Origin of the sequence: Burkholderia sp. E168m23, from assembly GCF_016586125.1 — a bacterium.
GTDB classification, from domain to species: Bacteria; Pseudomonadota; Gammaproteobacteria; order Burkholderiales; family Burkholderiaceae; genus Burkholderia; species Burkholderia orbicola.
Genome location: NZ_BCPP01000062.1, coordinates 1 through 13,619, shown reverse-complemented (window position 1 = coordinate 13,619; position 13,619 = coordinate 1). Strand labels below are relative to the sequence as shown.

The window sequence follows — 13,619 nt, the reverse complement described above, 5'->3', positions numbered from 1 at the left end:
AGCGGTCGGCGATCATCCCGGTGAACGGCTGCGCGACGCCCCAGATCAGGTTCTGCAGCGCCAGCGCGAGCCCGAACGCCTCGCGCGACCAGCCGTGGTCGAGCGACACGGGCGCGAGGAACAGGCCCTGCACGTGGCGGATGCCGAGCGCGGCGCCCATGATCAGGCCGCCTGCCAGCACGGGCAGCCAGCGGCGCCGGACTTCCTGCTCGATCGGGGTCATGCGTGTCTCCGGATGAAGGCGCGCGGCGAAACGGCCGCGCTCGATCCGATTAGACGAGCGGGGCGGCCGTCGCTCAAGCGATCATTCGGTCAGGTTGGCATGCGCAACGGGAATGTGAAGGGGCGATGGCGGTTGCCGGTGGTCACGCGCATCCGCACCGCCGGCTCAGGCCGACGTCGTATCGTGCGCATGCATCGCCGCATCGCATTCGGCTGCTTCGGCGAGCATCCAGTCGCGCACGTCGGCGACTTCGCGGCGCGGGGCCGGATCGTGCTGGAACAGCCAGTAGCCGTACGTCTGCGACAGCGTCTGCGTGTGCGGCCCGAGCACCGCGAGCCGGCCGTCGGCGAGCATCGGCGCGACGAGCGCGAGCCGGCCGAGCGCGATGCCCTGGCCCGCGATCGCGGCCTGGATCACCTGGTCGTACTGGTTGAAGCGCAGCACGCCTTTCGGGCGCGCGTCGCCGAGCCCGGCCGCGTGCAGGTGCGCGTGCCACTGTAGCTGCGGTTGCGGTGGCCCGTCGAATTCGAGCAGCACGTGATCGGCGAGCGCGGCCGCGTTCGTGACCGGTCGCGCGGCGAGCGCGGGGTGCGCGACCGGCACGACGACCTCGTCGAACAGGCGCAGCGCGCCGGCCGGCGCCCGCTCGCGCGGGCAGTAGCGGATGCCGAGGTCGATGCCTTCGGCGCGCAAATCGAGTACCTTGTCGTTCGCGGCGACGCGCAGGTCGATCCCGGGCAGCCGCGCCTGCAGCCGTCCGAGCCGCGGCAGCAGCCACAGCGCGGTCACGCCGATGCTGGCGGTGATCGTCACGGGCTGGCGCTCGCGCGCCGCGGCGAGCGACGCGACGGTGTCCTGCAGGCCGAGCAGCGCCGCATCAGCGACGCGGAACAGCCGTTCGCCTTCCGGCGTGAATGAAATCTTCCGGTAGCCGCGCTGCAGCAACGTCACGCCGAGATGCGCTTCGAGCGCATGGACCTGGCGGCTGACCGCGGACTGCGTGACGCACAGATCCTGCGCGGCGAGCGTGATGCTCATGCGGCGGCCGACGGCGACGAAACCGCGGACGAGGTCGAGCGACGGGAGACGGACGAGTGGCGTTGACATGCGCGTGACTCATGCGAACGGAGCAGCAAGATTGGTTGAGAACGCGGCACGCGTCAAGTTCAATGGAGGCTGGGTGATCGCGGAGGACGGGGCGAGTAGGCGCTGAAGCGCTAACCCCGACCGACAGCGATGCATGGGGTCCAAGTAAGCGCTAAAGCGCCAACTCGGACCGACAGCGATGCATGGGACCCCAGTAAGCGCTAAAGCGCTAACTGGGGATCGACAGGAGACACGATGACGATTTCGAACGAGGAAAGCGACGCGGCGCAGGCCAGTCGCGCGGCGGGCGCGTTGCCGCCCGAGCCCGTGACGCTGCGCGCAGCCGACGGCTACGAACTGCGCGGCCATGTCTGGCGCCATCGCGGCGGCGGCGCCGTGCGGCCCGTGACGGTCGTCAATTGCGCGACGTCGGTGCGCTGCGACTACTACTTTCGTTTCGCGGCCTGGCTGTTCGCGCAGGGGCGCGACGTGCTCGTCTACGACTATCGCGGCATCGGCGGGTCGCGTCCGGCGCGGCTTGCGAAGCTCAGCGCGAACTGGCTCGACTGGGGGCGGCTCGATTGCGAGGCCGCGCTGCACTACGCGCGCGACGCGTTTCCGGGCCAGCCGCTCGATGTGGTCGCGCACAGCATCGGCGGCTGTGTGCTCGGCCTCGCCGCATCGAACGTGCACGTGCGGCATGCGGTGACCGTCGGCGCGCAGTACGCGTACTGGCGCGACTATCTGCCGGCCGAGCGGCGCCGCATGTGGTGGAAGTGGCATGTCGCGATGCCGGCGCTCGCGGCGGTGTTCGGCTACTTGCCCGCGAAGCGGCTCGGCTGGATGGAGGACACGCCGCGCGGTATCGCGCTGTCGTGGGCGCGGTCGCAGCCGCGTTTCGAGGAGGGCTACGTCGGTCGCGTGCTGGACGACAGCGGCGCGAGCCGCGCCGCGTTGCCGGCGCGCTTCGCGGGGCTGTCGGCGCCGATGCTCGCGGTCGGCATCGACGACGACGCGTTCGGCACGGTCGACGCGATCGAGCGGCTGGTCGGCTACTACACGGGCAGCAACGTCACGCATCTGCGGATCGCGCCGGCCGACATCGGCGTCGACGCGATCGGTCATTTTGCGTTTTTTCCACAGCCGCTTCACCGACACGTTGTGGCCCGTCGCGCTGTACTGGCTGCAACACGGCGTGCTGCCGGCCGATGCGCCGGGCGTCGTGCACGCGCTGCATCCGGCGTCGCGCGGGCGGGTGACGGGGAGCGGCGTGCCGGGCATCGCCGCGAACGGGTGATCCAGCGTATGCGAGCATGACGCGCAGCCTCGTTCGTGTCACGAGCCTGCCGCAGCCGCCGGCCGCCGGTCGGCGCGATCGATTACCATCGGACGTTTCGTTCCAGAACACAGGCTGCCGCGCGCCGATGTCCATTCCGTCCGATTCCGCTTCTCCCGTTGAAACGCCGCACGCATGGCGCGTGCATGTACTCGACGTGCCGCCCGCCGCGGCACGGGCCGGCGTGCGGATCGCGCGCGTCGATTTCGACTGGCGCGTGCCGCTCGTGTCGCCCGCGTACGCGGCGCTGAACGACGACGAGCGCGCACGCGCCGCGCGCTTCCTGCGGCACGAGGATGCGGTACGCAGCGCCGCGACGCGCGCCGCGCTGCGCGACGTGCTCGGCGCGACGCTCGGCATCGCGCCGCACGCGGTCGAGATCGTCGTCGACGCGGCGGGGCGGCCGTCGCTGGCCCCTGCGCATCGTGCGTCGCTCGACTTCAACGTGTCGCACGCGGGCGATCATGCATTGATCGCGTGGGCGCCGGCGGGCCGCGTCGGCGTCGATATCGAGGGCTGCAACCGCGCGGCCGACTGGCGCGCGCTGACACGCGAAGTGTGCGCGCCCACCGAGGTCGCGTATCTCGACGGCCTGCCGCCCGGCGCGCGCGAGCGCGAATTCATGCGGGTATGGTCCGCGAAGGAGGCGCTGCTCAAGGCGCTCGGCACCGGCATCGTCGCCGGGTTGCGCGCGTTCGCGGTCGTGCCGCCGCGCGACGCGGCGACGCCCGCGACGACGATCGTCGAGCCCACCGCGCCTGCCGCCGGCGTCGCCGCGTTCGACGCGGCATGGCTCGACGCGGCGCCCGGCTACGCGGCGTGCGTCGCGTGGACGCGCGCGTAAGCCGGGCGTGACGCGCGGCGCTTATTCGAGCGGCGCGTCGTTCGGCGCCGCGTAACGCGCCTTGATCACGTCGCTCATCGGAAAGTCGAACGACAGGCCCTTCGGCGGCACCGGCTTCATGAACCATTTGTCGTACAGCGCGTTGATCTCGCCGCTTTTCATCAGCTGCGCGAGCACGCCGTCGACGAGCGCCTTGAACTGCGGATCGTCCTTGCGCAGCATGAACCCGTAGGCTTCCGACGATTGCGGCGTGCCGACGAGTTGCCAGTCGGCCGGCTTCGCGGCGAGCTGGCGCACGCCCGCGAGCAGCACGTCGTCCATCATGTACGCGGCCGCGCGGCCCGATTCGAGCGTGAGGCGTCCTTCGCCGTAGTCCTTCGCGCTGATGATCTGCATGTTCATCTTCTTTTCCTCGTTCATCTTGCGCAGCAGGCGTTCGGACGTCGTGCCCTGGTTCGTCACGACCGTCTTGCCGGCGAGATCGGGGAAGTCGCGGATGCCCGAGCTCGTGCGCGTGAGCAGGCGCGTCGTCGCGACGAAGAAGGTGGTCGAAAACGCGACCTGCGCATGGCGCGCGGCGAGGTTGGTCGTCACGCCGCATTCGAGATCGACGGTGCCGTTCTGCACGAGTGGAATGCGGTTCTGCGACGTGACCGGAATGAAGCGCACTTGCAGGTCGGGCTTGCCGGTGCGCGCCTTCACCGCGGCGATCACGCGGTCGCACAGGTCCTGCGAGAAGCCGATGACCTTGCCGCCCGCGTCGACATAGGAGAACGGCACCGACGTTTCGCGATGACCGATCGAAATCAGGTTGGATTGCCGGATCTTCTCCAGCGTGCCGGCCAGCGGCTCGGCGGCGACGGACGCGCCGCACGCGAGCGCGCATGCGGCGACGAGCAGGGGGCGGCCGACGCGGGCGGCGAATCGGGACGGGAAGGGCATGACGGTCTCCGTGGCGAGTGATGATTCGTATGTTGCCAAAAACAAAATAATTGCAACACATGTTAAGCGCGGGATCGCACCGACCGGCCTGCCGGGCCGCGCCGGCATCAGGGAAACTCCTGAGGCCGGAATATTGAAAAACGGGTTGTCTAGACAAGTTCCGATGGCTACACTTCAATCCATTCCGAACTTGTCTAGACAGGATTGCTCACATGATTACGTTGACCCCCGGCCACCTGACCCTCCCGCAACTGCGCCGGATCGCCCGCGAACCCGTGCAACTGAAGCTCGACCCGGCCAGCTTCGCGAAGATCGACGCGGGCGCGAAGGCCGTCGCCGACATCGCGGCGAAGGGCGAGCCGGCCTACGGCATCAACACGGGCTTCGGCCGTCTGGCCAGCACCCACATCCCGCACGACCAGCTCGAACTGCTGCAGAAGAACCTCGTGCTGTCGCACGCGGTCGGCGTGGGCGAGCCGATGGCGCGTTCGTCGGTGCGCCTGCTGATGGCGCTGAAGCTGTCGAGCCTCGGCCGCGGCCACTCGGGCATCCGCCGTGAAGTGATGGATGCGCTGATCACGCTGTTCAACGCCGACGTGCTGCCGCTGATCCCGGTGAAGGGCTCGGTCGGTGCATCGGGCGACCTCGCGCCGCTCGCGCACATGTCGGCCGTGCTGCTCGGCGTCGGGGAAGTGTTCATCCGCGGCGAGCGCGCGAGTGCGCTCGACGGCCTGCGCGTCGCGGGCCTCGCGCCGCTGACGCTGCAGGCGAAGGAAGGCCTCGCGCTCCTGAACGGCACGCAGGCGTCGACCGCGCTGGCGCTCGACAACATGTTCGCGATCGAGGACCTGTACCGCACCGCGCTCGTCGCCGGCGCGCTGTCGGTCGACGCGGCAGCCGGTTCGGTGAAGCCGTTCGACGCGCGCATCCACGAATTGCGCGGCCATCAAGGTCAGATCGACGCGGCCGCGTCGTACCGCGAACTGCTCGAAGGCTCGCCGATTAACCAGTCGCACCGCGACTGCGACAAGGTGCAGGACCCGTACAGCCTGCGCTGCCAGCCGCAGGTGATGGGCGCGTGCCTGGACCAGATGCGCCATGCGGCCGACGTGCTGCTGGTCGAAGCGAACGCCGTGTCGGACAACCCGCTGATCTTCCCGGACACCGGCGAAGTGCTGTCGGGCGGCAACTTCCACGCGGAGCCCGTCGCGTTCGCGGCCGACAACCTCGCGCTCGCCGCGGCGGAAATCGGCGCGCTAGCCGAGCGCCGCATCGCGCTGCTGATCGACGCGACGCTGTCGGGTCTGCCTCCGTTCCTCGTGAAGGACGGCGGCGTGAACTCCGGCTTCATGATCGCGCACGTGACGGCCGCCGCGCTGGCATCGGAAAACAAGACGCTCGCGCACCCGGCATCGGTCGACTCGCTGCCGACCTCGGCCAACCAGGAAGACCACGTGTCGATGGCGACGTTCGCCGCGCGCAAGCTCGCCGACATCGCGGACAACACCAAGCACATCCTCGCGATCGAACTGCTGGCCGCCGCGCAAGGCGTCGACCTGCGCGCGCCGTATCACACGAGCCCGAAGCTCGCGCCGGTGATGGAGACGATCCGCGGCAAGGTCGCGCACTACGAACTCGACCACTACTTCGCACCGGACATCGCGGTGATCGCGAAGCTGGTCGGCGAGCGCGCGTTCGCGAAAGTCGCGCCGTTCTCGTTCGCGTCGGAACAGTAAGCCGATGAGTGCGCCGGTCTACCAGGAGATCAAGGATTTCATCCTGGCCCGCATCCATGCCGGCGAGTGGGAGGAGGGCGATCAGGTGCCGTCCGAGAACGAGCTGGCGCGCGAGTTCAAGGTGGCGCGCATGACCGTCAACCGCGCGCTGCGCGAACTGACGGCCGAACAGGTGCTCACGCGCATGAAGGGCGCGGGCACCTACGTCGCGCGGCCGAAGTACGAGTCGACGCTGGTGGCGATCCGCAGTATCTCCGAGGAAGTCGGCGCGCGCGGGCATGCGTACCGCGCGAGCGTGCTCGGGCTCGACACGATCCGCGCCGACGAGGCCCTCGCCGACGAGATGCAGGTGGCCGTGCGCACGAAGCTGTTTCATTCGCAGGTGCTGCACTTCGAGAACGACGAGCCGGTGCAGCTCGAAGAACGGTGGGTGAATCCGGCGGTCGCGCCGGATTACGCCGAGCAGGACTTCACGAACACGACGCCGAACCAGTACCTGATGCGCGCGGCGCCGCTGCAGCGCGTCGAGTACCGGATCGAAGCGGCGGCCCCGGCGCCGGAGCGGCGCGAGCAGCTGCGGATGGACGGCGTCGAGCCGTGTCTGGTTTTACATCGGCGCACCTGGTCGCAGGGCGTCGTCGCCTCGGTGGCGAATCTGTGGCATCCCGGCAGCCGTTATCGCTTCACCGGGCATTTCTGATTCCTATTTGATCTTCAATTTCCTTCGGGAGCAGTCGTCATGAACCATCCGAAACACATCGATCCCCGTCTCGATCCGACGCGCACGATCCGCGCGCCGCGCGGCAGCGAAAAGACCTGCAAGACCTGGCTGGCCGAAGCGGCCTACCGGATGATCCAGAACAACCTCGACCCGGAAGTCGCCGAGCATCCGCATGCGCTCGTCGTGTACGGCGGTATCGGCCGTGCGGCGCGTAACTGGGAATGCTACGACCAGATCCTCGCGTCGCTGAAGGATCTCGAGGAAAACGAAACGCTGCTGATCCAGTCGGGCAAGCCGGTCGGCGTGTTCCGCACGCACAAGGATGCGCCGCGCGTGCTGCTCGCGAACTCGAACCTGGTGCCGCACTGGGCGAACTGGGATCACTTCCACGAGCTCGACCGCAAGGGCCTGATGATGTACGGCCAGATGACGGCCGGCAGCTGGATCTACATCGGCAGCCAGGGCATCGTGCAGGGCACCTACGAAACCTTCTTCTCCGTCGCGAACCAGCACTTCAACGGCGATCCGTCGGGCCGCTGGATCCTGACGGGCGGCCTGGGCGGGATGGGCGGCGCGCAGCCGCTGGCCGCGACGATGGCCGGCTTCTCGATGATCGCGGTCGAATGCGACGAGACGCGCATCGACTTCCGCCTGAAGACGCGCTACGTCGACAAGAAGGCGACGACGCTCGACGAAGCGCTCGGCATGATCGAGGAAGCGAAGCGCACCGGCAAGCCGGTGTCGATCGGCCTGCTCGGCAACGCGGCCGACGTGTTCGCGGAACTCGTCACGCGCGGCATCACGCCGGACTGCGTGACCGACCAGACGAGCGCGCACGACCCGATCAACGGCTACCTGCCGCAAGGCTGGACCGTCGCGCAATGGCGCGAAGCGCAGAAGGTCGACCCGCAGAGCATCGTGAAGGTCGCGAAGCAGTCGATGGCCGTCCAGGTGCGTGCGATGCTCGCGCTGCAGGAACGCGGCGCGGCGACGCTCGACTACGGCAACAACATCCGCCAGATGGCGCTGGAAATGGGCGTCGAGAACGCGTTCGACTTCCCGGGCTTCGTGCCGGCGTACATCCGCCCGCTGTTCTGCGAAGGCAAGGGCCCGTTCCGCTGGGTCGCGCTGTCCGGCGATCCGGAAGACATCTACAAGACCGACCAGAAGGTGAAGGAGCTGATCCCCGACGATCCGCACCTGCACAACTGGCTCGACATGGCGCGTGAGCGTATCGCGTTCCAGGGCCTGCCGGCGCGGATCTGCTGGGTCGGCGTGAAGGATCGCTATCGCCTCGGCCAGGCGTTCAACGAGATGGTGAAGAACGGCGAACTGAAGGCGCCGATCGTGATCGGTCGCGATCACCTCGATACGGGTTCGGTCGCGAGCCCGAACCGCGAGACGGAATCGATGAAGGACGGTTCGGACGCCGTGAGCGACTGGCCGCTGCTGAACGCGCTGCTGAACACCGCGGGCGGCGCATCGTGGGTGTCGCTGCACCATGGCGGCGGCGTCGGCATGGGCTTCTCGCAGCACTCGGGCGTCGTGATCGTCGCCGACGGCACGGCTGACGCGCACGAGCGTCTCGGTCGCGTGCTGCTGAACGATCCGGCCACGGGCGTGATGCGCCATGCGGATGCCGGCTACGAACTCGCGCAGCAGACGGCCCGCGAAGCCGGCCTGAAGCTGCCGATGCTCGGCCGCTGAGCATGACGGCGCTCGACCACGCGCCGGGGAATGCGACGCTGGCCGTCGCGCTGATCCGCGCGGCGGATCTCGTCGCGTCGCCGTGGAAGAACGGTGGCGGCGTGACGCGTGAAATCGGCGCGTTCCCGCCCGGCGCGGCGCTCGATACGTTCGCGTGGCGCGTGAGCGTCGCCGACGTGGGCACGGCCGGGCCGTTCTCGCGTTTCGACGGCATCGACCGCACGCTCGTGCTGCTGTCCGGCGCGGGCATGACGCTGGCCGAGGAGGGCGGCACGCGCCACGTGCTCGATGCGCCGCTCGCCCGCGCGGATTTCGCGGGCGAGACGGCGATCGACGCGACGCTGCACGACGGCGCGACGCGCGACTTCAACCTGATGACGCGCCGTTCGGCCGCGCGTGGCGCACTCGACGTGTGGCGCGCGGGCGTGCACCGCGTCGCGCCGGCCGATACCGTGCTGCTGTTTTGCGCGGCCGGTGCGGTGAGCGTCGACCTCGACGGCACGCACTACGCGCTGGAAGACATGGACACGTTGCGGCTCGACGGGCCGCGGCGTGCGTTTGACGTCGTCGTGAGCGGAGGCGGCGCACTGCTGGCCGTCTCGCTTGCCGTCGGCGAACGAGACTGAACGCATGAAACCGACTGTCTGGCATCACCTGAGGCTGTGTCCGCACGGCCATCCCGACGAGACGATCGACGACGCGGCGATCGCCGTCGACGAAACCGGCACGATCGCGTGGCTCGGCGCGTTGTCCGCGCTGCCGCACGGTTACGCGCACTGGCAGCGCGAGGACCTGCACGGCGCGTGGGTGACGCCGGGCCTCGTCGATTGCCATACGCACCTCGTGTACGGCGGCACGCGCGCCGACGAATTCGCGCAACGCCTCGCGGGCGTCAGCTACGAGGAAATCGCGCGGCAGGGCGGCGGGATCGTGTCGACGGTGCGCGCGACGCGCGCGGCCGACGAGACGACGCTGTTCGTGCAGGCCGCCGCGCGCCTGCAGCCGCTGCTCGCCGAAGGCGTGACCGCGATCGAGATCAAGTCGGGCTACGGGCTCGACCTCGCGAGCGAGCGCAAGATGCTGCGCGTCGCGCGCCAGCTCGGCGAGCGCTTCCCGGTCACCGTCCATACGACCTTCCTCGGCGCGCATGCGCTGCCGCCGGAATACGCCGGCCGCGCGGACGAATACATCGACGAAGTGTGCGACCGCATGCTGCCGACGCTGGCCGACGAAGGGCTCGTCGACGCGGTCGACGTGTTCTGCGAACGCATCGGCTTTTCGCTCGCGCAGACCGAGCGCGTGTTCGAGGCCGCGACGCGGCGCGGGCTGCCGGTGAAGCTGCATGCGGAGCAACTGTCGAATGCGGGCGGGACGGCGCTCGCCGCGCGTTACCGCGCGCTGTCCGCCGACCATCTGGAATTTCTCGACGAAGCGGGCATCGAGGCAATGAAGGCGGCCGGTACGGTAGCCGTGCTGCTGCCCGGTGCGTACTACTTCATCCGCGAAACGCAGCTGCCGCCGATCGAGCTGCTGCGCAAGCACGGCGTGCCGATCGCGCTCGCGACCGATCACAACCCCGGCACGTCGCCGCTCGAATCGTTGCTGCTGACGCTGAACATGGGCTGCACGCTGTTCCGCATGACGGTGCCCGAGGTGCTGCAGGGCGTCACGCGCCATGCGGCCGCGGCGCTGGGCCGCGCGGATCGCCACGGCGCGCTCGAGGTCGGTCGCCAGGCCGATTTCGCCGTGTGGTCGGTCGGCTCGCTGGCCGAGCTGGCGTACTGGATCGGCCGGCCGCTGTGCGAGCAGGTCGTACGCGGCGGCACGACCGTGTTTCGCCGGATGAACGGATAAGTTTGACGACGGACCGGGCTCGGTACGTGACGTACCGAGCCCGGCCGACGCTTTGCAGGGGACCGGAGCCGGTGCGCAACGGGCGCACTCCGGTCGATCGCCGCAAGGCTGGCGCTGGCGCGACGCGCTCGCGCCTGCCGGCTGCGGCACCGGGCCGGACGGGATTGCTCAAGCGCTCGATCCGGTCGATGAGGACACGCAATGACCGACACCCTGTTGTTCGCGGACCATGCCTATCTGCCCGAGGGCTGGCGCCGCAACGTGCTGCTGCGCTGGGACGCCGCCGGCACGCTGACCGACGTGACACCCGACACCGATGCGCCGGCAGGCGTCGCGCGCGCGGCCGGGCCGGTGCTGCCCGGCATGCCGAACCTGCATTCGCACGCGTTTCAGCGCGCGATGGCGGGGCTCACCGAATACCGCGCGAATCCCGCCGACAGCTTCTGGAGCTGGCGCGACCTGATGTACCGCTTCGCGCTGAAGATCACGCCCGACGCGCTCGCGGCGATCGCGCGCTGGCTGTATGTCGAGATGCTCAAGTGCGGCTACACGTCGGTGTGCGAATTCCATTACGTGCATCACGCGCAGGACGGCTCGCGCTATCCGCAGATCGCGGAGCTCGGCACGCGCGTGATCCACGCCGCGCGCGCGGCCGGCATCGGCATCACGATGCTGCCGGTGTCGTACCAGTTCGCCGGCTTCGGCGACAAGCCGCCGCGCGACGACCAGCGCCGCTTCATCAACACGCCCGACGGCGTGCTCGAACTGCTCGACGCGATGCGTCGCGTGGCGCCGGAACATGGCGGGCTGCGCTATGGCGTCGCGCCGCACTCGCTGCGCGCGGTGTCCGAGAACGGGCTGCGTGTGCTGCTCGAAGGGTTGCCCGGCGATGCACCGGTGCATATCCACATCGCCGAGCAGACGGCTGAAGTCGACGACTGCGTGCGCGCCTACGGCGCACGCCCCGTGCAATGGCTGCTTGATCGCTTCGACGTCGATGCGCGCTGGTGCCTCGTGCATGCGACGCACGTCGACGCGGCCGAGACGGCGGCGCTCGCGAAGCGTCGCGCGGTCGCGGGCCTGTGCCTGACGACCGAAGCGAACCTCGGCGACGGCGTGTTCCCGGCCGTCGACTATCTCGCGCAGGGCGGCGTGATCGGCATCGGCTCGGACAGCCACGCGTCGGTCGACTGGCGCTCGGAGCTGCGCCTGCTCGAATACGGGCAGCGGCTCGTGCACCGCGCGCGCAACGTGCTGGCGAGCGACACGCAGGCGCACGTCGCCGATCGCCTGTTCGATGCGTCGCTCGCGGGCGGCGCGCAGGCGAGCGGGCGGCGCATCGGTGCGCTACGCGCAGGCTGCCGCGCTGACTGGCTCGTGCTCGATCCCGATCATCCGGCGATCGCCGAACACGACAGCGCCGCATGGCTGTCGGGCATCGTGTTCGCCGAGCACGGCGAGACGCCGGTGCTCGACGTCTACACGGGCGGCGAGCGCGTCGTGAGCGGCCGCCGCCATCGCGACGAAGCCGCCGCGTATGCCGACTACCGCGCCGCGCTGGCGCAACTGCTGCGCTGAACGCGCGGCAACCGGCGCACGCGTCATGCGTGCGCCGGCCGACTCTTACGGTGAGGCGACATGACTGAACAACCGGCTGTATTCACGCTGAAGCAGGGCACGCTGCCGCTGCTGATCTCGATTCCGCACGCAGGCACGCACATTCCCGACGACATCGCCGCGACGATGACGCCCGACGCGCGCTTCGTCGACGATTGCGACTGGCATCTCGAGCGGCTGTACGGCTTCGCGGCCGATCTCGGCGCATCGATCCTCGTGCCGTCGCATGCGCGTTACGTCGTCGACCTGAACCGTCCGCCCGACAACGAGAACTTGTATCCGGGGCAGGACACGACGGGGCTCGTGCCGGTCGATACGTTCGACAAGGCGCCGCTGTATCCGGCCAACGCGCTGCCCGGCAACGACGAGATCATGCGTCGCCGCGATCGCTACTGGCTGCCGTATCACGACGCGCTGCAACGCGAGATCGCGCGCCTGAAAGGCGAACACGGTCGCGTGCTCGTATGGGAAGCGCATTCGATCCGCTCGCACGTGCCGCGTTTCTTCGACGGCCGCCTGCCGGACTTCAACTTCGGCACGTCGAGCGGCGCGAGTGCGGCGCCCGGTCTCGCGGAAGCGCTGGCCGCGCGCGTGCTCGCACACGGCGGCTATACGGCCGTCGCGAACGGGCGTTTCAAGGGCGGCTACATCACGCGTCACTATGGCGTGCCCGAGACCGGCGTCGAGGCCGTCCAGCTCGAACTGTCGCAGATCACCTACATGGAAGAGACGCGTCCGTACGCATACGACGAAGCGCGTGCAGCGCGGATCGTGCCGCTGCTGCAGACGCTCGTCGAAACCGCGCTCGCGCATCGTTGAACGCGGGCTGCCTCCATGCGGCAGCGCGGTGGGGCAGTGCGCTCCGCCCCGTCGGCACATAGCAGGCAAGCCGACGCAATGCACAAAACGGCATCGATCCGGCGCGATCGATGCCGTTTTTTTGTCTGACCGATGTCGTCATCGACCCCTGAAAATTTGACGCAATTTTTAAGTGATATAAGCTGAATGTCAGGAAGTCGTCACGCGCGCGCCGGCGGCGAGGCCATCGACGATGGCCGGACTGCGCCGGAATGCGCTGCGAGACATCTTGCTGACGTGTCGCCACGCGGCATTGCGACACGTGTCCTGCCTCCATCAGTCAGTCGAGTACGATCGTGAAAGCCGCCAGCCCTTCGATACGCCGGACGCGAAGTCCGTCGGCGGGCGCGCCGCCTCAGGCCGGGCCGAACCGGCATGCTGATCGCGGCACGCGCGCCGCCCCGTTACGCGAGCCTCGCTTCTTCGCCATTTCCCATTGCGGCCCGCGCCGCTTCAATCTCGTGACCGCGCACCTGTGCAGCGCGGTGCAGTGCGACGGCAGCGCATCGTTGTTGCCCTAGCGCCCCTTTCCGCTTCCGTCCGGGGCCGTACCGCCGGTTGCCGCGGCATTCGCGCGGCAGGATCGCGCCTGCGCCGGCGTTGGCGCTGCGCGATTGTCCGCGTGTGCGGCGTACCCGCGAACCTGCATCGTTGCGCGCGCGAGCGTGTCGCGCGCCATCACCGGAGAGACGCCG

Annotated in this window: 10 protein-coding genes and 2 pseudogenes; 9 read left to right on the top strand and 3 right to left on the bottom strand. The window is 69.2% G+C overall.

The window, feature by feature from the left end:
• Both JMF90_RS05605 and JMF90_RS05600 read right to left on the bottom strand, forming a co-directional pair.
• A pseudogene (locus JMF90_RS05605) lies at positions 1-223 on the bottom strand (MFS transporter); the annotation flags it as partial.
• A 165-nt stretch (positions 224-388) separates the two neighbouring features.
• On the bottom strand, positions 389-1,330 hold the full coding sequence (locus JMF90_RS05600) for a LysR substrate-binding domain-containing protein (RefSeq protein ID WP_054927983.1): 942 nt from the start codon (positions 1,328-1,330) through the stop codon (positions 389-391).
• Positions 1,331-1,564: 234 nt separating this feature from the next.
• Between JMF90_RS05600 and JMF90_RS05595 the strand changes: the two are divergent.
• A pseudogene (locus tag JMF90_RS05595) lies at positions 1,565-2,606 on the top strand (alpha/beta fold hydrolase).
• 127 nt (positions 2,607-2,733) lie between these two features.
• Positions 2,734-3,489, top strand: a complete 756-nt coding sequence (locus JMF90_RS05590; RefSeq protein ID WP_054927981.1) for a 4'-phosphopantetheinyl transferase superfamily protein — start codon at positions 2,734-2,736, stop codon at positions 3,487-3,489.
• A 21-nt stretch (positions 3,490-3,510) separates the two neighbouring features.
• On the opposite strand, the gene JMF90_RS05585 is transcribed toward JMF90_RS05590, so the two are convergent.
• Entirely contained in the window at positions 3,511-4,431 is a 921-nt protein-coding gene (locus tag JMF90_RS05585; protein WP_054927980.1) for a glutamate/aspartate ABC transporter substrate-binding protein, read from the bottom strand.
• A 212-nt stretch (positions 4,432-4,643) separates the two neighbouring features.
• On the opposite strand from JMF90_RS05585, the gene hutH reads away from it, so the two are divergent.
• The 7 genes from hutH (at position 4,644) to hutG (ending at position 12,885) form a co-directional block, all read left to right on the top strand.
• Positions 4,644-6,167 (top strand): histidine ammonia-lyase, encoded by a 1,524-nt coding sequence (gene hutH, locus JMF90_RS05580; protein WP_006478341.1) that lies wholly within the window; start codon positions 4,644-4,646, stop codon positions 6,165-6,167.
• 4 nt (positions 6,168-6,171) lie between these two features.
• Positions 6,172-6,867 (top strand): histidine utilization repressor, encoded by a 696-nt coding sequence (hutC, locus tag JMF90_RS05575; RefSeq protein WP_006478342.1) that lies wholly within the window; start codon positions 6,172-6,174, stop codon positions 6,865-6,867.
• Between the two features lie 39 nt (positions 6,868-6,906).
• A complete protein-coding gene (gene hutU, locus JMF90_RS05570) occupies positions 6,907-8,595 on the top strand; it encodes a urocanate hydratase (RefSeq protein ID WP_006478343.1) in 1,689 nt (562 codons plus the stop codon).
• A 2-nt stretch (positions 8,596-8,597) separates the two neighbouring features.
• Positions 8,598-9,221: a HutD family protein gene (locus JMF90_RS05565; protein WP_200161784.1), complete on the top strand. Its 624-nt coding sequence runs from the start codon at positions 8,598-8,600 to the stop codon at positions 9,219-9,221.
• Positions 9,222-9,225: 4 nt separating this feature from the next.
• A complete protein-coding gene (hutI, locus tag JMF90_RS05560) occupies positions 9,226-10,449 on the top strand; it encodes an imidazolonepropionase (protein ID WP_200161785.1) in 1,224 nt (407 codons plus the stop codon).
• A 201-nt stretch (positions 10,450-10,650) separates the two neighbouring features.
• Complete coding sequence (locus JMF90_RS05555) at positions 10,651-12,027, top strand: formimidoylglutamate deiminase (RefSeq protein WP_200161786.1); 1,377 nt, start codon at positions 10,651-10,653, stop codon at positions 12,025-12,027.
• A gap of 60 nt (positions 12,028-12,087) precedes the next feature.
• Positions 12,088-12,885: an N-formylglutamate deformylase gene (gene hutG, locus JMF90_RS05550; RefSeq protein ID WP_124482218.1), complete on the top strand. Its 798-nt coding sequence runs from the start codon at positions 12,088-12,090 to the stop codon at positions 12,883-12,885.
• The last annotated feature ends 734 nt before the right edge of the window (positions 12,886-13,619 follow it).